Genomic DNA, 18556 nt, shown 5'->3' with positions numbered 1-18556 from the left:
CAGCATTTGACCTAAATGGGGGTGGATGGTATTATATCTATATGTTTAAAAAAGCCTATTGTTCGACGCCAAAAGCGTGAATAATGGGGCTTTTTATTATTTTATGGAGGATTAGTACTAATGGAGGATAGTAGTATAATATTGCGTCAAGAGGTTTTTAAGTCTGACGCTTGGAAGATTGTTGACTGGATGGAAGATGATGAAGTGACACAGTATTTAAATGAAAGACAGAATGTTAGTAAAAGCATTAAGCAAATAATATATAGAATTAATATGCCTATTCTTACCCATTTATTTAATCAAGATGGAAGTTTTTTTATGTTAACAACAACTGAGGAAGAGCCTGTTGGATTTTTAAGGCTTGTTCCTAAAGGTAAAGGTGCAGAAATGGTTGTAGTCATTGGTGATAGAGAAAAGTGGGGAAAGGGATTAGGCTCTAATGCAATTTTGGAAGGTTTAAAACAAGCCTTTTTTACATGGAGGGCTGAAGAAGTAATTGCAAAAATCAATTTTAAAAATGAGCGTTCAAAAAGAGTTTTTAAAAAAGTAGGTTTCAAAAAAGATAAGGATTTACCAAAAGAAATACAATATTCTATTTCTATAGAGCAATTTTTAAAATTAGCAGCTTAATTATGAGCTGAACTCAAGGCTATATTAAGAATAAATCTTAATGTAGCCTTTTTTATTTTTTAAATAATTTTATATTTTGAATAAAAATTTATTATTTACCTAAAATAAGGTTGAATAGAAAGACTAAGAATCACTTGACTGCATGAAGCTTCTAAAAGAATTTAGAAAGGATGTTTGTTACATGATTGAGAGTTATGAAAATAAAAAAGTTAGTATCGCATTGTTTAGTGGAGAGTATGATAAGGCACTAGCTGCACTAATAATGGCAAATTCCGCAAGGGAAGTAGGTGCTGAAGTAAGAATGTTCTTTGCCTTTTGGGGTCTGTTTTTATTAAGAGATCCTAATAAACTTTCCACGGAAGATAAAACTTCATATGAGAAAATGCTTTCCATGATGACACCAAAGGGGCCTGAAGAATTGCCTCTATCTAAAATGAATTTTAGTGGATTAGGAAAGGCAATGCTCCTAAAGATGATGAAAGATGATGAAGCACCGGAACTAATAGACTTTTTAAATGGAGCAAGAAAAAAAGGCGTTAAATTCTATGGATGTAAGCTATCGGTGGATGTAATGGGATTTAAAAAGGAAGAGTTAATACCAGAATTAGAAATTGTAGATGCAAAAGAATATATAAAGTATGGATTAAATTCAGATATGCAATTATTTATATAAAAGAAAAAAGAGTATTAAATCTGATGAAAATAATTCATATTAAAATTGAATTTCATGTATAAATATAGTAATATTTTATTATATAGTTAATATAGAGTTTCGTGTAAGTTGGGAGAAATCCGGATTTACACGTTCTTAAAAAATAATAACCTAACGGAGAGGAAAAATCTAATCTGAAGGGAAATTAGATATAATAAGAAATCGAGGTATTACATATCTATTAAGTATGTACTATACCTGTGTTTTTGCTATCTAACTTTTCTCTTGAGAGAAAAGTTTTTTTATTTTTAAAGTTTAATAATAGTAATTTTATATGTTATATGAAGTATTAAGAGGAGGTAATAAAATTGAATGATACTCCACGTTCAGTAAGAGTTCATATATCCCTATTTGGAAAAAGAAATGCAGGAAAATCTAGTGTTATAAATGCAATTACTAATCAAGAAATAGCAATAGTGTCTCCGGTTAAAGGGACAACCACAGATCCGGTCTTTAAATCTATGGAAATATTACCTATAGGTCCTTGTGTTCTTATTGACACAGCAGGTATTGATGATGAGGGAGATTTAGGTCAGCTTAGAATAAAGAAAACTTTAGAGGTTTTAGATAAGACTGATGCGGCATTGCTTATTATTGATGCTAAAGTTGGATTGACTAAAGAAGATATAATGGTTGCTCAAAGGATAAAAGAGAAGAAAATTCCCTTGATTATAGCTTTAAACAAAATTGATACCGAGGATTGGTCTCAAATAGAAATAGAAAAGTTAAAAGAGGAATTAAAGTGCCCTGTAGTTAAGGTTTCTGCTTTGAAAAAAGTGGGTATTGAGGAATTGAAAAATGAGATAATTAAGGTTACTCCTAAAGATGAAGAAAGTTTAAAGATAGTGGGAGACCTTATAAATCCTGGTGATGTTGCAATATTAGTTACTCCAATAGATAAAGCTGCGCCAAAGGGTAGACTTATACTCCCTCAACAACAGACTATTAGAGATATTTTGGAAAGCAATGCTATAGCCATAGTAACTAAAGAGAGTGAATTAAAGGTAACCCTAAATAGTTTAGCTAAAAAACCTAAAATTGTTATAACAGACTCTCAAGCTTTTGATAAAGTTGCTAAGGATACTCCGGAAGACATTTTAATGACATCATTCTCAATACTTTTCGCTAGATACAAAGGAGATTTATTAGAACTTGTTAAGGGGGCAAAAGCCATTGAAAATCTTAAGGATGGAGATAAGGTTTTAATAGCGGAAGGGTGTACTCATCATAAACAGGAAGATGATATAGGAACAGTAAAAATTCCAAGATGGATAAAAGAAAAGACGGGAAAGAATATTGAATTTGGATTTACTTCAGGTGCTACCTTTACAAACGAGATTAAAAAATACGCTCTAATAGTTCATTGTGGTGGATGTATGATAAATAGGGCAGGCATGGTTAGTAGAATAGAGAGAGCGAAAAATTACAATGTACCTATTGTAAACTACGGAATATTGATTGCCTGTGTGCTAGGAATTCTTCCAAGAGCTCTTAAACCTTTCCCAGAAGTATTAAAAATTTGGGAAGAAGGTGAAGTGTGATGAAAGAATTAATAGATAAATTATATAGAAATAATAATTTAACCAAGGAAGAACTAATTTACATAATTGAAAATATAGATGAAGAATCTAAAGAATATCTAATAGAAAAAGCTAGTGAAACTGGACATAAGTATTACTCAAATAAGGTGTTTATGAGGGGGCTTATAGAGTTTACAAACTACTGTAAGAATGATTGTTACTACTGCGGAATAAGAAAAAGCAATAGTAATGTACAAAGATATAGACTTTCTCTTCAAGAAATAATGGACTGCTGTGAAATAGGCTATAACTTAGGCTATGAAACTTATGTATTACAGGGTGGAGAAGATGGTTATTATACTGATGATAAAATTGTTCAAATGATAAAAGCTATTAAAAGTAAATACCCTGATTGTGCTATAACTCTATCCATAGGAGAAAAGTCTTATGAATCCTATAAAAAGTACTATGAAGCTGGGGCAGATAGGTATTTACTTAGGCATGAGACGGCAGATGAAGATCACTATAGCAAGCTTCATCCCAAAGAATTAAGTCTTTCTAATAGAAAAAAATGTTTATACAGTTTAAAGGAAATAGGCTTTCAAGTAGGTGCTGGATTTATGGTAGGCTCCCCCTATCAAAGTTCAGAAAATCTAGCTGAAGATTTATTGTTTTTAAAAGAATTAAATCCTCATATGGTAGGTATTGGACCTTTCATACCTCAAAAGGATACTGAATTTAATGACCAAGAAGAAGGAAGTTTGGAAGCCACAATAATTATGATAGCTCTAACAAGATTACTACTTCCTAAAGCATTGATTCCTGCTACTACTGCTCTTGGTACAATCCATCCATTAGGAAGAGAGAGGGGACTTAAGGCAGGCGCTAATGTAGTTATGCCAAATCTATCTCCTACAAGTGTAAGAGACAAGTATTTACTGTATGATAATAAAATATGTACTGGTGATGAAGCGGCCGAATGTAGGGTTTGCATACAAAACAGAATTGAAAGTGCTGGTTTTAAAATAGATTTCTCAAGAGGTGATAATATTGAATGGAGGCGTTTATAGTATGTTTATTGATCATGAATATATTGAAAACTTATTAGAAGAAGGCAAGAAAGCGACGAAAGAGGACATACAGAATGTATTAGATAAAGCTAAATGTAAAAAGGGATTAGAGCATAATGATATAGCTATACTCCTACAAATAGAGGATGGGGGACAGTTAAAGGAACTTTTCCAAATTGCTGGGGAGATTAAGAAGGATATTTATGGCAATAGGGTAGTAGTATTTGCTCCTCTTTATGTATCGGATTACTGTGTAAACAAGTGTACTTATTGTGGATATAATAGATGCAATGAATTTGGAAGAAGAAAGCTTACTCGTGAAGAAATACAAAAAGAAGTAAGAATTCTAGAAAAAATGGGACATAAAAGACTTGCCCTTGAAGCAGGAGAAGATCCTGTAAATTGTCCTATAGAATATATATTAGATGCTTTAGACGCAATTTATACAACAAAAAATGAAAATGGAGCAATTAGAAGAGTAAATGTAAATATTGCGGCTACCACTGTAGAAAACTACAGAAAGCTAAAAGAAAAGGGTATAGGAACCTATATATTATTTCAGGAAACCTATCATAAACCAACCTATGAAAAAATGCACCCCGAATCTTTAAAAGGAAATTATGAATATCATTTAACTGCTTTTGATAGAGCTATGGAAGGTGGAGTAGATGATGTAGGAGGAGGAGTGTTATTTGGATTATATGATGCTAAATTTGAAGTTTTAGCATTAATGCTACACAATGAGCATTTAGAGAAAAAATTTGGTGTAGGATTCCATACAATATCTGTTCCAAGATTGAAAAAAGCTGAGGGTATGGACTTGAATATGTTCCCACATATGATAGATGATGAAATGTTTAAAAAGGTAGTAGCCATCATAAGAATTGCGGTACCTTTTACAGGAATAATATTATCTACCCGTGAAAGCGCTAATATGAGAAAAGAAGCGCTAAGATATGGAGTATCTCAGATAAGTGCAGGCTCTTGTACGGGAGTTGGGGGATACAGAGAAGGAGAAGCGGGAAAAAAGGTTAATCAGTTTCAACTTGAAGACAACAGAAGTCCATTGGAAATATTAAAAGAACTTTTAAGAGATGGATATATTCCTTCTTACTGTACAGCTTGCTATAGAAAGGGAAGAACTGGAGATAGATTTATGCAACTTGCAAAGTCTGGGCAAATTCACAATGTATGTACTCCAAATGCTTTAATGACATTGATGGAGTTTATATTAGATTATGGAGATAAAGAACTTTATGAAAGCGGCGAAAGGATTATATTACAAGAGATTGAAAAAATAGAAAGACAAGATATAAAAGATATCGCAATAAAAAATATTGAAAGATTAAAAAAAGGTAAAAGAGATCTATATTTATAATTTTGAGCGTAGCTAACCTTATCTCCCGCTTATAGAGTACGAGAGATAAGGTTAGCTACGTCATGGGATAAAAATATGCAATTGTAAAAGAAGTAGTAAAATTTTAAGGTTTTATGAAACATGAATTTATATGAAAAGAAAATAGTATATTAGCGATAAATTTGTCTATGGGGTGATTTGATTTTTTCTCGTGATAGCATGTCCTTCATTATTTCCATATATTCTTTAGATACTTCAGGACATGCTTTTAATATATTGTCTATAACATAGTCTATATTGCCGTCATCTACTTTTTTTGCACTAATACCAGAATCGGTGATTATACTATCAGTGTTTAGAGAGTCATAAATAGTATTTACGATTGGAGATTGCATTACTTCATCATTTTCTACACACTTTTCTGAAAAATATAGTACTCCCTCGACTATTACAAATTGGCCATAGTTGTATTCTTTTTGGTGTTTAGATGAGCCATTCCCTAAATTAGAAGGACAATCATACTTAGTATGTTCTACATGTTTTATATCAAGTATGTTATACTCTTCCTCTCTTGTTAAAACCGTTCTCACTTCTAAATCTAATAATCTATTTTTTATATCGTCGGAGAAATTTTCTCCTAGTTCTAAAATGAAACGTTTCATTGATATTGTTTTTTGCATTCTATAATTTTTTTTCACTTTAATTATTCTCCTTTTTAGTTTTTTGAAAGATTTTACGTACTAATATGAGAGCACTTACTCAATTGACATAATATAAATACCACCTTTACAAAGGTGGTATTTCACATGATGTCTATATATCAAATTTTTAGTGCATCATCATAAAAAATTTATAATTTTATAACATTAGCTGCTTGAAGTCCTTTAGAGCCTTGTTCTACATCGAATTGAACTTCTTGGCCTTCGTCAAGACTTTTTCTTGCCTCGTTTCCTTGTATTGCTGTGAAGTGAACAAAAATGTCTTCTTCTCCTTCAACTTCGATGAATCCAAAACCTTTTTCAGAATTAAACCATTTTACTTTTCCAGTTTTCATTAACTGACCTCCTATAGTAAACACTTAGTATTAGTGCTTTTTTCTTTATACTATTAGTATACCACAATAATTAAAAATTAACAAAAAACTTTTATTCTATCATACATTATAAAACCCATGCAATATAAATTTTAAAAGGCAATAAACTTAAAACTAATTCAGGTCATACATTAATTGAAAATAGCTACATTAGATTTGATGCCTTAGATAAGGATATAACTAAACTTAAAATAACATCCTCTGTTTAAAAGTAGAGGATGTTATTTTTGTATATGGAAGTACTAATATTAAATAACAACATATATTTATATATTGTTTATTTAGAAAATGAAGTTACATTCGTCTAATAACCCCACAAGCCAAACGTTTACCAGCATTACCAGCAGGTTTTTGTGTTCTATAATCATCAGGATTTTCATGTATCATTACTGACTTACCAATTACATCCGCTACTTTAAATCTGTTTGTAAAGAAGCACATCATAGCGCGACCGCCATTTGAAAATAATACTGGAAAATCTCCAGCATGATTACCATGAGGTTGATTATCAGGATTCCAATGTTCTCCAGCAGATTGGAAAGGATTTGCTGGATCTCCTACTTCACAATTGCCGGATTGATGTATATGGAAACCATGAGGACCAATAGGTTGAGTTGTTGCTGTAGCTGGTTTATACCTTGGAAGTCCATTAATCATAGCGCATACTCGTGTTCCACCTGGCACATCCGTAAAATATACTACTCCGTTTATATTAGGAGCAAGTGGTCCACCTTTTACATTAGCATAAGCAGTTGAGTTCATATTTCTAAAATAAGGGTTATACATTTTATACCTCTTTTATAAAGATTATTCATAGTTATAATATGATGGATTAAGGAGAAAGGTGAATTGTTTTGGTTCCTATAAAATGTCTTTAATAAATAGGTTTATTTTTAATAGGGGCCTATTTATTTTTTAACAAATTTATTTAGAGTAGTATATAAAAAATAGTAGATAAAATAACTAATTATATCAATAAATTAGTAGAAATTTATAAAAGATTAAAGGAAGTGTCATTCAATTATTAGAAAATTTGATAAAAGTTTATCAAAAAAATCCTTTTGAATTGTTAAAATTTTAATTAATTTATAATTTAATTAAAAAAACCATGTGAAAAAAGAAAAAAAGAGAGGAATATTCTAAAATATATAGAATAAATATATATGAGCAAATAATTTTAAAATTCAAATATCAGAATATTCTTTATTATTTTAGAAAAGTAGATAAGTGCAAGGGGGGATTTAAATTGTCAGTAAATGAAAAACATTGTTGTTGTGGAGATATTAGAAAAGATGAAAGAATTGAAGAAGTCAAAAAAATAATTGAAGAATTAAGAGATGTAAGAGGTAGATTAATTCCGTTACTACATGGTATTCAAGGTATATATGGATATCTTCCAGAGGAAATTTTACAATATGCTTCAGAAAGCCTAGATATACCTATGGCTGAGATATATGGTGTAGCTTCATTTTACCACTTCTTTTCTCTTGAACCAAAGGGAAAGCATGTTATAAGAGTATGCATGGGCACTGCCTGCTATGTTAAAGGAGGACAGGCAATTCTTAATAGATTATCTCAAGAGTTAAATATTAAAGCAGGAAATACAACAGAAGATAGAAAGTTTACACTAGAGGCAACAAGATGTGTAGGGGCTTGTGGGCTTGCGCCTGTTATTACTATAGATGATAAGGTTTACTCAAAAGTAACCCTAGATGATATAGGAAGAATTCTTGAGGAGTATATAGAAGAGGAGGGTTAATATGAAGACTATAGAGGAATTAAACGAAATAAGAAAAAATACTTTTGATAAGGTTAATCAAGGTAGAGATAGAAAAAAACCTAGAATAGTAGTAGGAATGGCAACATGTGGTATAGCCGCAGGGTCAAAATATGTAATGGAAGCTATAGAAGATGAGATAAGAGAACTTGGTATTGAAGATGTAGATTTAGTAAAAGCAGGATGTATTGGAATGTGTAGATTAGAGCCTATAGTAGAGGTTATAATGCCGGGACATGATAAGGTTACCTATGTAAAAATGAGTGCAATGAAGGCTAGAAGAGTTATAAGAGAACATATTAGAAATGGGAAAATTATTGAAGATTATACTATGCATGTTATTGAAGATAAAATTATGAATGATTACGTAGTGCTAAGCGACTAGTTAGAGGGGGGATATATATGAATTTATTTCGTGCTCAAGTTTTAATTTGCGGTGGAGTGGGATGTAGTAGCGAAGGTTCTATGGATATTACTAATGCATTAAAAATTGAGCTTAAGAAACATAGGATGGAAAATGAAATAGAATTAATAAGAATAGGCTGCCTAGGCCTTTGTCACTTAGGACCTATGCTCATTGTGTTTCCAGAAGGAACTTTTTATAGCAAAATAAGTATAAAGGATATACCTGAAATAGTAGAACAACACTTAGTAAGTGGCAGGAAAGTAAATAGATTAGCATATTACAAGTCTTTTTATAACTATAGTGTAAGGTCTTTGGAAGATGTAGAATTTTTCAATAAGCAGACGAGAATAGCCCTTAAAAATTGTGGGGTAATTGATCCTGAGAATATAGATGAATATCTTGCTTTTGACGGATATAAAGCACTAGAGAAAGTTTTAACGAATATGACTTCAGAAGAAGTTACAGATATATTAAAAAAATCAGGATTAAGAGGAAGAGGTGGCGGTGGCTTCCCAACAGGAGTAAAATGGGAGCTTACAGCTAAGCAAGTGAATGATCAAAAATACATGATATGTAATGCAGATGAGGGAGATCCAGGAGCTTTTATGGATCGTTCCATACTGGAAGGAGATCCTCATGCTGTATTAGAAGCTATGGCTATTGGTGGATATGCTATAGGGGCTAATGAAGGATATATATATATTAGGGCAGAATATCCATTGGCGGTTGAAAGATTAAAATTAGCTATAAAGCAAGCAGAGGAGTATGGACTTTTAGGTGAAAATATATTAGGTACAGGCTTTGATTTTAAAATAAGTATAAGACTAGGTGCTGGAGCCTTCGTATGTGGTGAAGAAACAGCATTAATAAATTCAATTGAAGGTAAAAGAGGGATGCCTAATCCTAAGCCACCATTCCCAGCACAAAGTGGTTTGTGGAGAAGGCCTACAGTAATAAATAATGTTGAGACCTATGCTAATATACCTCAAATAATATTAAATGGGGCAGAATGGTTTTCAAATATTGGTACTGAGAAAAGTAAAGGAACAAAAGTTTTCGCCCTAGGAGGTAAAATTACAAATACAGGTTTAATAGAAGTGCCTATGGGAATTACTTTAAGAGAAGTTATTTATGATATTGGTGGAGGAATACCAAACGAAAAGAAATTTAAGGCTGTTCAAACGGGAGGACCTTCAGGGGGATGTATTACCGCGGAAAATCTTGATACTCCAATTGATTATGATACACTAAGTGCATTAGGATCCATGATGGGATCAGGAGGAATGATTGTATTAGATGAAGACAATTGCATGGTAGATGTAGCAAAGTTTTATCTTGATTTTATAAAAGATGAATCCTGTGGTAAGTGTACACCTTGTAGAGTTGGAACGAAAAGAATGCTTGAAATTTTAGAGAAGATAACCAAAGGTGAAGGTACCATGGAAGATTTAGATAAGTTAGAACATCTAGCAAAGCAAATTAAGTCAATATCTCTATGTGGGCTTGGTCAAACTGCCCCTAATCCTGTATTATCAACGTTAAAGTATTTTAAGGATGAATATATTGCACATATAGTAGATAAGAAGTGTCCTTCAGGAGTTTGTCAAGAGTTAGTGCAATACGTGATAAATGGTAGTGAGTGTAAGGGATGTAGTATTTGTGCAAGGCAGTGTCCTGTTAATGCTATAAGCGGAGAGATTAGACATACATACACTATAGATATGGAAAAATGTATTAAGTGTGGAGCGTGTATAACTAAGTGTCCATTTAAGGCAATCGAGAGAAGATAATTTTCAGTGAGAGGAGTGAAGATTGTGGATTTTGTAAAACTTAAAATAGACGACAAGGAAGTTCAAGTGAAAAAGGGAACAACAGTGCTAGAAGCAGCTAGAAGTATAGGTATTAAAATACCTACATTATGTTACCTAAAAGATGTTAATCAATGTTCTTCCTGCAGAATTTGTGTTGTGGAAGTAGGAAATAAATTTATAGCATCCTGTTCTCTTCAAGCTGAGGATGGCATGGCAGTTAGGGTTAATACTTCAGCAGTAAGAGAGGCTAGAAGAATTGTGGTAGAGCTTTTATTATCTAATCATAAGAGAGAATGTACAACTTGTAATAGAAGTGAAAATTGTGAATTGCAAATGGCTGCTAGGGACTTAAATGTTAGAGACATAAAATATATTGGAGAAAAAATAAGTGAACCATTGGATACATCATCTCCTTCAGTAATAAGAGATAGAGAAAAATGTATACTATGTGGTAGATGTATAAGTACCTGCTCTAACGTGCAGACAGTTAGTGCCATAGGGTTTGCTAATAGAGGATTTAATACAAAAGTTGAAACACCATATGAAAAGCCTTTAGGAGAAACAGTATGCGTAAATTGTGGACAATGTATAATGGCATGTCCGGTGGGAGCTTTGAGTGAAAAAAGTGATATTGATAAAGTTTGGAAGGATTTGGAAAGTAAGGATAAGTATGTAGTTGTTCAAACGGCTCCATCAGTAAGAGTAGCCTTAGGAGAAGAATTTGGCATGAAAGTTGGCTCTAGAGTTACGGGGAAAATGGTATCAGCTCTTAGAAGGCTTGGTTTCCATAAAGTTTTTGATACAGATTTTGCAGCGGATCTAACCATTATGGAAGAAGGTACTGAATTATTAGGAAGGTTAGAAAAGGGACATGGTCTTCCATTGATGACTTCATGTTGTCCAGGATGGGTTAAATTTGTTGAACATTTTTATCCAGAAATGATTAATAATTTATCTACTTGTAAATCTCCACACGAAATGGAAGGGGCACTTATCAAGAGTTATTTTGCTAAGAAAATGGGTATAGATCCAAAGAAAATAGTAGTTGTATCTATAATGCCTTGTTCAGCTAAAAAGTTTGAAAGTGAAAGAGAAGAGTTGGGTAATAGTAATCTTCAGGATGTGGATTATGTTTTAACCACAAGAGAGTTAGCTCAAATGATTAAAGAAAGTGGTATGTACTTTGAAGATTTACCTGATGAAGAATTTGACAATCCAATGGGAGAATCTACTGGTGCTGGAGTAATATTTGGTGCTACAGGCGGGGTGGCAGAGGCGGCCCTAAGGACAGTATTTGAAATAGTTGGAGAAGAAGAGCTTAAGGATATAGATTTTAAAGCCATTAGAGGTATAGAAGGTGTAAAAATAGCAGACGTTGAGCTTCCAAATGGCAATACTATTACCACAGCAGTAGCTCACGGACTTGGGAATGCTAGAAAACTTATAGATATGGTGAAAAGTGGAGAAAAAGAAATTCATTTTATTGAGGTAATGGCATGCCCAGGAGGATGTGTAACTGGGGGAGGACAGCCTATTGTAAATGCCGATGTATTAGAACATTTAAACATAAAATTAGAAAGAGCAAAAGCTATTTATGAAGAAGATAAAGAAAAGCCTATAAGGAAATCTCATAAGAATCCATATATAATCAAAGCTTATGAGGAATTCTTAGGAAAGCCTAATAGTGGAATAAGTCATACCTTGCTTCATACCCACTATGAAAAGAGAAGAAAATATTAAAAGATAGTAAATGATTATAAATGTTGTACAAGAATCTTGTACAACATTTATTTTAATTTTTATTTCTAGTCCCTTGATCTGCAGCTTCTTTGCTAGAATTTCCTCTATTCATATAACCATGATTAGAGTATCTACTATCATTAGTAGCAGCTTCAGCAGCTTGATTTATAGTTTTTATAGTCTTCTTTTTTGACATGGTAAATTTCCACCCTTTCATTAATTAGTTTAAATAAGAGTAATTATTTAATGATTTAGGTCAGTTTAATCATATTAATGATATTATTATTAAACGTAGTCTATTTAATTATTCACAGATTTTTTAATTAAGAATTGATAATTCTCAACTCTAAATTTTTAATTTTCTTTTTCATGATAAGAATACAGTTCCTAAAACATTCACATAATAAAGACAAAATTACATTATGTTGGAGGGTACTGTTTATGAAAAAGTGGGGAAGATCACTTATAATAACTTGTATAATTTTTTTGATAGGTTTTAATTACTCTAATAGGATGATATTAGGTTCTAAAGATGTAAAATCAGATAGTATATTATATTCAGGGGCATATGATGATAAAAATATAATTAAACTTAAAAGTATAGATAACATAGATTTATCAGGGATTCAATATTTTATTTCTGAAAAGAACAGAGATCCGAGACTTGAGGAAGCTATAGCAAAAGCCTATAACTTAGAAAAGGGAAAGGATCAGGTCAAGTACTATTTCAATAGAGTACAACTTAATAATGATATGGAACCTGAAACTTTTGTATATCTTGTAGGACCAAAGTTTTCAGGAGAAGATGGATGTTGTGCAGCAATTTTCTCCTGCGTAAATGGAGAGTACAAATTACTTTCAAAATTTACCCTAGTAAACAATCCTATAATAATCACTAATAATTGGACTAATGGATATCGTGATATTATAATACATGTGTCAGGCGGAGGAGCTAAAGAATCTTATGCTTACATGAAATTTGATGGAGCTAAATATCCAGAAGATCCATACATGCAGCCAAAAGTAGTGCCTAATACTAAGTTAACAGGAGTAGCCATAATTGCAGATGATGTTAGTAAAAATTCAGGAATAGAATTTTAAATGAATAAAATTGCGACGCAAATTTTTTAGTTGAAAATTGCCTCGCAATTTTACTATTTTATGATAAAATTATAATATTATAATGTCGTATTTAAATTAGGAGGTTTTCATGCTTAAGATATGGGGAAAGATAATGAAAGATAATAAGATAGTGAGAGATGAAGTAGCTCAATGTGATACTTATGAAAGCTATCAAGAAAATTTAAAAGCATGTATTATAGAGTTATGTTACAAATTTGATATTTCAAAGCCTTATTGGTTGCCATCGAATTTAAATGAATACAATAGAAGGCTAAAAACAAGCTTTGACGAAAACAACTTTATAGAAGAGATAGATTTTGACCAATTTGTAATTGAAGAGTTAGGAGAGAAAAAATAATGTATACATTAATTGCAACATCAACTTTTGGACTTGAAAAGGTAGTAGCAGATGAGTTGAAAGAATTAGGCTATGATGATTTAACCATTGAAAATGGAAAGGTAACCTTTGAAGGAGACGAAATGGACATAGTCACCTGCAATATGTGGTTAAGAACAGCGGACAGGGTGCTAATAAAAATGGCAGAATTTAAGGCTGAAAGCTTTGAAGAGCTATTTCAAGGAACTCTAGCTGTTAATTGGGGAGACATCATACCTATAACAGGCTTTATGCATGTAGTAGGAAAGGCAGTTAAATCTAAACTTTATAGTGTACCTGATTGCCAATCTATAGTTAAAAAAGCTGTAGTTGAGGCTATGAAGAGAAAATATAGAAGAGATTTATTTCCTGAAGATGGAGCTACATACAAAATAGAAGTAGCAATATTAAAAGATATAGTAACATTGACTTTAGACACTACAGGACCAGGGTTACATAAAAGAGGATATAGAGAGTTGGCTGGAGAAGCTCCTATGAAGGAAACCCTAGCAGCAGCTCTTGTACTTTTAAGCAAATGGGAACCGTCAAGAATGCTTGCTGACCCATTTTGTGGTTCAGGAACTATTGCCATAGAGGCCGCGATGATCGGTAAGAACATAGCACCAGGGCTTAATAGGAGCTTTGTATCGGAGCAATGGGAAATAATATCTCAAGACTTATGGGAAGACATAAGAAAGCATGCAAGAAATTCTATAAATGATAAGGAGTTCAAAATAATGGCTTCAGATTTTAATGGAAGAGTATTAAAAACTGCCATGGAAAATGCTAAAAAAGCTGGAGTGGGAGATTGTATCGCTTTTCAAAAGATGGATATGAGGGATTTTTCTTCTAAGAAAAAGTATGGATTTATTATAACTAACCCTCCTTATGGGGAAAGAATTGGGGAGTTAAAAGAAGTTGAATGCTTATATAAAGCCATGGGAGAGGTTTTTGAAAAATTACAAGACTGGTCGTATTTTGTGATTACTTCTCATAATGAATTCGAAAAGCTATTTGGTAAAAAATCAGATAAGAATAGAAAATTATATAATGGAAGATTAAAATGTTATTATTATCAGTATTTTGGATTAGAACCAGAAAAAAAATGGAGTATTAAAGAATAATAAGAATCTTTAAAATGAGTATTTCTTACAAATAGAGATGCTCATTTTTTTATTATATAAATTGTATGTACGGATTATGAAGATTGAATGTTTCATATCGATAACTGTATGGAGAACTTGATATGATTAAGAAGATATATAGCTAAAATTTTTATTTATTCAGGAGGTTTATATGGAAAAAAATTATAATTTTCAAGTTAATTTAGATGGAATAATTTCTTTGCTTTCAGAAAATTTATATAGTAATCCGGGAGTATATATAAGAGAAGTATTACAAAATGCAATCGATGCTATTACAGCACATAAAAAAGTAAATGATGCATTAGAAGGTGTTGTCAATTTTGAATTATATAGTAATACGTTAATCATTGAAGATAATGGTATAGGATTAACATTAGAAGATATTCATACATTCTTATCCGTTATTGGACAATCATCAAAACGCAAAAATTTAGGGTTAAGCAGCAATGATTTTATAGGAAGATTTGGAATAGGGTTGCTTTCCTGCTTTATTGTTTGTGATGAAATAACACTAATAACGAAATCCATATATAATGATGAAACTTATGAATGGAAAGGAAAAAATGATGGTACATATACCATAAAGAAAATAGATGCATCTTTAGAGTCCGGAACACGAGTATATCTAAAGGCAAAAGAAGATTGCGAAGAATTTTTTGATTATGGTTACGTATATGATACTTTAAAATATTATGGTAAATTTTTACCTTATAAAATTCTATTAAATAGTGAAGGAAGAAATAAAAAAATTAATAAATATTTTGCTCCCTGGAAAAAAGATATATTAAGCAAAGAATACTGGTTTTTAGTAGGAAAAGAAGAATTTAAGGAAAATTTTATAGATTGTATACCTATAAAGTCTTCCACAGGAAATTTAAATGGGGTAGCTTATATTTTATCTAGAAGCATTAGTATCAGTTCAAAAATTAAAGGGAAAGTTTATGTAAAGGACATGTTTGTATCTGATAACTGTGAGAAACTAATGCCTTCTTGGGCATTTTTTATAAAACCACTGCTTAATGCTGAAGGTATAAGACTTACGGCATCTAGAGAAGATTTCTTTGAAGATAAGGCTTTGGAAAAAATGAGAGAGGAAATTTCAGACTGCATTAAAAATTATTTTTATAAATTAGCAGCAACAGATCGAAAAAAATTAGTTGATATTATCAATGTACATTATGATTCTCTAAAATTGATGGCAATTGAAGAGGATGAACTATATTCAATTTTAATTAATTATCTCCCATTCCAAACCTCTTTAGGAAAAAAGACTCTTTGGAGTATTTATGAAGAATTTAAATATATAAAATACACATTAACAGTAGATGAATTTAAACAAATAGAGAAAACTGCTAAAGCTCAAAATATTTGTATTATCAACGGAGGATATGTAAATGATGCAGATTTAGTAGAAAAATTTAATGAATGCATTAAGCTAGGAGTTGTAGAGAGGGTAAAGCCAGAAGATATTACAGAAGAATTCGAAGGATTAAATATTAATGAAATGAATGAGACATTTGATCTTATTGACTTTGCAGATGGAGTTTTAAGAAAAGAAAAATGTAGTTGCAGCATTAAAAAATTTGAACCCGAAGAAATCCCAGTCATATATAACATTAGCGAAGAAGCAAAATTTTTAAAGGAAATTGAGGAAACTAAAGAAGAATCATTCAGTAGCAGTATTAATCTATTTGGAGAAATAGCAAGTATATTTGAAGAAGAAATTCAAGAAGGCTTTGCTAGCTTATGCTTTAATTATAATAATTTTCTAGTACGAAGACTTATAGAATGCAAAGATAATGAAGTAAAAAAGGCTGTTATAGAAATCCTTTATGTTCAAAGTTTAATGCTTGGAAATTATCCTATTAAAAATATGGATAACGAACTTTTTGCAAATGGGGTTAATAAATTAATAAATTTAGTGTTAGAGGAGAAATAGCATAATGAACTATGAAGATGAAATAAAAGAATTAGTATTCAAGGCTTATGAATACGATGATGCAGGGAAATATTCATTGTGTATACCATTATTAGAAAAAGCAACAAGTATAGCAAAAGAGAATAATGATATATTAAGGGAAATGTATTGCAAATTTGATTTAACAAAAGCATATATATTTTCTGGACAAGGAAAAAAGGGAATAATAACTTTCTTTTGGTGCGTAGCTCAAATGGAAAAGGGATATACAAATGATGAAGTAGTGTATCAGGTTCTTTGGGAGTATAAATATATATTAAATGATATTGTTTCATACATGACTATTCCTAGTGAAAAAATAAATGAGACCTTTGAAAAAATGAAAAAGTTATATTTGGAAAATAATCTAAGCCTTAGTCCATACTATTCTCTAAAAATACAAGCTTGTAGTGCAGGGATTGATGATGGTACTAGTATAGAAGAATATTATAAAAAGTGGATTACATCATCTGTAGACGATAGATATGAAGATTGTAAAGCTTGCAATATAGATAAAAAAGTAAGTTATTATATTTCTATAGGAGATTACAAAAGAGCTCTACAAGAATCTGAAGATATTATAAATGGAAGATTTAAATGTGCAGAAGTCCCTGATATTACTTTTGCTGACTTATTGATTCCAGTTTATTCTTTAGGAGAATATGAATTAGCAGAAGAATTTCATAAAAAAGGACTTAGATTAATCAATGGAGATGAAAGTTCTATTATATACATAGCAGAACACATGATGTATTTATCAATTACTAATGTAGAAAAGGGAATTGAAGTTTTTCAAAAAAATTATCCTAATTTATTTAAATATGAAGCTGATGAGGATAAGATGTGGTTCAATGCCGCCTCCTTTGCATTATTTTTCAACTTACAGAAAAAAGATTTACAAAGAATTAAATTAAAAATTCCTAAAAAATCACCTCTATATTCACAAGATGAATATGATGTCGTTAAATTAAAAGAGTTTTTTGAAGAAGAAGTTAAAAAATTTATGGATGGATTTGATAAAAGAAATGGAAATAGCGTGATATCAGATCACGTAAAAAAATATTTAAAAGTTTGTAACTGCTAAAGTTATTTACATAATTTCTAGGGAGTTTTCTTATGGGGTTTGCTTATGTAAAATACAAACTCCATAAGAAACTAACAATTATATGACTAATATATAACTAAATAATTTTTACTTTATTGGACTTTATCTTATACAATTCTGAAAAGAGCAGAAATAGTATAGAAATTATTACAAGATATCTTACTGAATATAAACTTATAATCATATTTATATCAATACTTATAATGGGAGCTATAGCGGTTACTACAAGCTTTGACAAAATAGCTATTGGTAATATATATGAAAAAGATTCAATAGCTGATTTCATAGTATCCTCTGATGAATTTGTTATTTTAGATTTTTTTATAAAAGTTATAATACAAAATAGTGAGGCTGTTATTAAAGAGCCCAACTTAAATTGTAGTTTGAAGGAAAATAACATATCTAAGCAAAGCCACATGATTATGTAAATAATAAGTTCTTCAATAAAACCTATAGATTTTAATACAAAACTTTTTGATTCATTGTATTCATTTATTATGGAGTCACAAAACTCTTTATGATCCTTTCCTAAAAATAAGTTTATATCTTTATTTTCCATTTGTGATTGAAGCATCATATCCAATATTTGCTGAAAAACTTCTTCTTTTTCGAAAAAACTTAAAGTACTTTTTACTATATATTCTTCTATTTGTTTGAAAAGCTTATGATTTTTTCTATTTAGTTTCTTTTCTTCCCTACCCCTTATTTTTAAAAGTTTTAATTCTGAAAACATAG

Annotated in this window: 19 protein-coding genes; 14 read left to right on the top strand and 5 right to left on the bottom strand. The window is 31.0% G+C overall.

Annotated features, from left to right (window positions below; all coding sequences use genetic code 11):
* The first annotated feature begins 120 nt into the window (after positions 1-120).
* The 5 genes from RYO54_RS08095 to hydG all read left to right on the top strand — a co-directional run bounded on the left by RYO54_RS08095 (position 121) and on the right by hydG (position 5310).
* A complete protein-coding gene (locus tag RYO54_RS08095; RefSeq protein ID WP_315117368.1) occupies positions 121-630 on the top strand; it encodes a GNAT family protein in 510 nt (169 codons plus the stop codon).
* Positions 631-772: 142 nt separating this feature from the next.
* Positions 773-1303: a DsrE/DsrF/DrsH-like family protein gene (locus tag RYO54_RS08090; RefSeq protein WP_315117366.1), complete on the top strand. Its 531-nt coding sequence runs from the start codon at positions 773-775 to the stop codon at positions 1301-1303.
* A 341-nt stretch (positions 1304-1644) separates the two neighbouring features.
* A complete protein-coding gene (hydF, locus tag RYO54_RS08085) occupies positions 1645-2883 on the top strand; it encodes a [FeFe] hydrogenase H-cluster maturation GTPase HydF (protein WP_315117457.1) in 1239 nt (412 codons plus the stop codon).
* On the top strand, positions 2883-3932 hold the full coding sequence (hydE, locus tag RYO54_RS08080) for a [FeFe] hydrogenase H-cluster radical SAM maturase HydE (protein ID WP_315117363.1): 1050 nt from the start codon (positions 2883-2885) through the stop codon (positions 3930-3932). Before hydF ends, hydE begins: the two co-directional genes overlap by 1 nt.
* A gap of 1 nt (position 3933) precedes the next feature.
* Positions 3934-5310: a [FeFe] hydrogenase H-cluster radical SAM maturase HydG gene (hydG, locus tag RYO54_RS08075; RefSeq protein ID WP_315117361.1), complete on the top strand. Its 1377-nt coding sequence runs from the start codon at positions 3934-3936 to the stop codon at positions 5308-5310.
* Between the two features lie 149 nt (positions 5311-5459).
* On the opposite strand, the gene RYO54_RS08070 is transcribed toward hydG, so the two are convergent.
* From RYO54_RS08070 to RYO54_RS08060, 3 genes are all read right to left on the bottom strand, one after another.
* Positions 5460-5987 carry a hypothetical protein gene (locus RYO54_RS08070; RefSeq protein ID WP_315117359.1) on the bottom strand — a complete coding sequence of 176 codons (528 nt, stop codon included), beginning with the start codon at positions 5985-5987 and terminating at the stop codon, positions 5460-5462.
* A 152-nt stretch (positions 5988-6139) separates the two neighbouring features.
* A complete protein-coding gene (locus RYO54_RS08065; protein WP_315117455.1) occupies positions 6140-6343 on the bottom strand; it encodes a cold-shock protein in 204 nt (67 codons plus the stop codon).
* A 333-nt stretch (positions 6344-6676) separates the two neighbouring features.
* Positions 6677-7144: a superoxide dismutase family protein gene (locus RYO54_RS08060; protein WP_315117357.1), complete on the bottom strand. Its 468-nt coding sequence runs from the start codon at positions 7142-7144 to the stop codon at positions 6677-6679.
* 484 nt (positions 7145-7628) lie between these two features.
* On the opposite strand from RYO54_RS08060, the gene nuoE reads away from it, so the two are divergent.
* From nuoE to RYO54_RS08040, 4 genes are read left to right on the top strand one after another with little or no spacing between them, the layout of a single operon-like run.
* A complete protein-coding gene (nuoE, locus tag RYO54_RS08055) occupies positions 7629-8141 on the top strand; it encodes an NADH-quinone oxidoreductase subunit NuoE (RefSeq protein ID WP_315117356.1) in 513 nt (170 codons plus the stop codon).
* Between the two features lies 1 nt (position 8142).
* On the top strand, positions 8143-8544 hold the full coding sequence (locus tag RYO54_RS08050) for a (2Fe-2S) ferredoxin domain-containing protein (RefSeq protein ID WP_315117354.1): 402 nt from the start codon (positions 8143-8145) through the stop codon (positions 8542-8544).
* Positions 8545-8561: 17 nt separating this feature from the next.
* Positions 8562-10355: an NADH-quinone oxidoreductase subunit NuoF gene (gene nuoF / locus RYO54_RS08045; protein WP_315117352.1), complete on the top strand. Its 1794-nt coding sequence runs from the start codon at positions 8562-8564 to the stop codon at positions 10353-10355.
* A 24-nt stretch (positions 10356-10379) separates the two neighbouring features.
* Positions 10380-12116 (top strand): NADH-dependent [FeFe] hydrogenase, group A6, encoded by a 1737-nt coding sequence (locus tag RYO54_RS08040; RefSeq protein ID WP_315117350.1) that lies wholly within the window; start codon positions 10380-10382, stop codon positions 12114-12116.
* A 52-nt stretch (positions 12117-12168) separates the two neighbouring features.
* On the opposite strand, the gene RYO54_RS08035 is transcribed toward RYO54_RS08040, so the two are convergent.
* Entirely contained in the window at positions 12169-12312 is a 144-nt protein-coding gene (locus RYO54_RS08035; RefSeq protein WP_315117349.1) for a hypothetical protein, read from the bottom strand.
* A gap of 245 nt (positions 12313-12557) precedes the next feature.
* Here RYO54_RS08035 and RYO54_RS08030 point away from each other — a divergent pair, with 245 nt between their 5' ends.
* The 5 genes from RYO54_RS08030 (at position 12558) to RYO54_RS08010 (ending at position 17800) form a co-directional block, all read left to right on the top strand.
* Positions 12558-13217 (top strand): hypothetical protein, encoded by a 660-nt coding sequence (locus RYO54_RS08030; protein WP_315117348.1) that lies wholly within the window; start codon positions 12558-12560, stop codon positions 13215-13217.
* 109 nt (positions 13218-13326) lie between these two features.
* Complete coding sequence (locus RYO54_RS08025) at positions 13327-13596, top strand: hypothetical protein (protein WP_315117347.1); 270 nt, start codon at positions 13327-13329, stop codon at positions 13594-13596.
* Positions 13593-14738 carry a class I SAM-dependent RNA methyltransferase gene (locus tag RYO54_RS08020; protein ID WP_315117453.1) on the top strand — a complete coding sequence of 382 codons (1146 nt, stop codon included), beginning with the start codon at positions 13593-13595 and terminating at the stop codon, positions 14736-14738. The genes RYO54_RS08025 and RYO54_RS08020 overlap by 4 nt, the downstream gene beginning before the upstream one ends.
* A 172-nt stretch (positions 14739-14910) precedes the next feature.
* Positions 14911-16698 carry an HSP90 family protein gene (locus RYO54_RS08015; RefSeq protein ID WP_315117345.1) on the top strand — a complete coding sequence of 596 codons (1788 nt, stop codon included), beginning with the start codon at positions 14911-14913 and terminating at the stop codon, positions 16696-16698.
* Between the two features lie 4 nt (positions 16699-16702).
* Positions 16703-17800 (top strand): hypothetical protein, encoded by a 1098-nt coding sequence (locus RYO54_RS08010; RefSeq protein WP_315117343.1) that lies wholly within the window; start codon positions 16703-16705, stop codon positions 17798-17800.
* Between the two features lie 97 nt (positions 17801-17897).
* Here the strand turns inward: RYO54_RS08010 and RYO54_RS08005 are convergent, their stop codons facing one another.
* Positions 17898-18554 (bottom strand): DUF1048 domain-containing protein, encoded by a 657-nt coding sequence (locus RYO54_RS08005; RefSeq protein ID WP_315117341.1) that lies wholly within the window; start codon positions 18552-18554, stop codon positions 17898-17900.
* Between the last annotated feature and the right edge of the window lie 2 nt (positions 18555-18556).

The organism is uncultured Clostridium sp., from assembly GCF_963515715.1.
GTDB lineage: Bacteria > Bacillota > Clostridia > Clostridiales > Clostridiaceae > Clostridium_AW.
This window is presented reverse-complemented; position numbering and strand designations above follow the sequence as displayed.

Bases quoted from the DNA above. Each gene is read 5' to 3' on its own strand.
- RYO54_RS08095 (WP_315117368.1), top strand. From the start codon at position 121: ATGGAGGATAGTAGTATAATATTGCGTCAAGAGGTTTTTAAGTCTGAC.
- RYO54_RS08090 (WP_315117366.1), top strand. From the start codon at position 773: ATGAAGCTTCTAAAAGAATTTAGAAAGGATGTTTGTTACATGATTGAG.
- hydE (WP_315117363.1), top strand. From the start codon at position 2,883: ATGAAAGAATTAATAGATAAATTATATAGAAATAATAATTTAACCAAG.
- hydG (WP_315117361.1), top strand. From the start codon at position 3,934: ATGTTTATTGATCATGAATATATTGAAAACTTATTAGAAGAAGGCAAG.
- RYO54_RS08065 (WP_315117455.1), bottom strand. From the start codon at position 6,343: ATGAAAACTGGAAAAGTAAAATGGTTTAATTCTGAAAAAGGTTTTGGA.
- RYO54_RS08060 (WP_315117357.1), bottom strand. From the start codon at position 7,144: ATGAACTCAACTGCTTATGCTAATGTAAAAGGTGGACCACTTGCTCCT.
- RYO54_RS08050 (WP_315117354.1), top strand. From the start codon at position 8,143: ATGAAGACTATAGAGGAATTAAACGAAATAAGAAAAAATACTTTTGAT.
- nuoF (WP_315117352.1), top strand. From the start codon at position 8,562: ATGAATTTATTTCGTGCTCAAGTTTTAATTTGCGGTGGAGTGGGATGT.
- RYO54_RS08035 (WP_315117349.1), bottom strand. From the start codon at position 12,312: ATGTCAAAAAAGAAGACTATAAAAACTATAAATCAAGCTGCTGAAGCT.
- RYO54_RS08030 (WP_315117348.1), top strand. From the start codon at position 12,558: ATGAAAAAGTGGGGAAGATCACTTATAATAACTTGTATAATTTTTTTG.
- RYO54_RS08025 (WP_315117347.1), top strand. From the start codon at position 13,327: ATGCTTAAGATATGGGGAAAGATAATGAAAGATAATAAGATAGTGAGA.
- RYO54_RS08015 (WP_315117345.1), top strand. From the start codon at position 14,911: ATGGAAAAAAATTATAATTTTCAAGTTAATTTAGATGGAATAATTTCT.
- RYO54_RS08010 (WP_315117343.1), top strand. From the start codon at position 16,703: ATGAACTATGAAGATGAAATAAAAGAATTAGTATTCAAGGCTTATGAA.
- RYO54_RS08005 (WP_315117341.1), bottom strand. From the start codon at position 18,554: ATGTTTTCAGAATTAAAACTTTTAAAAATAAGGGGTAGGGAAGAAAAG.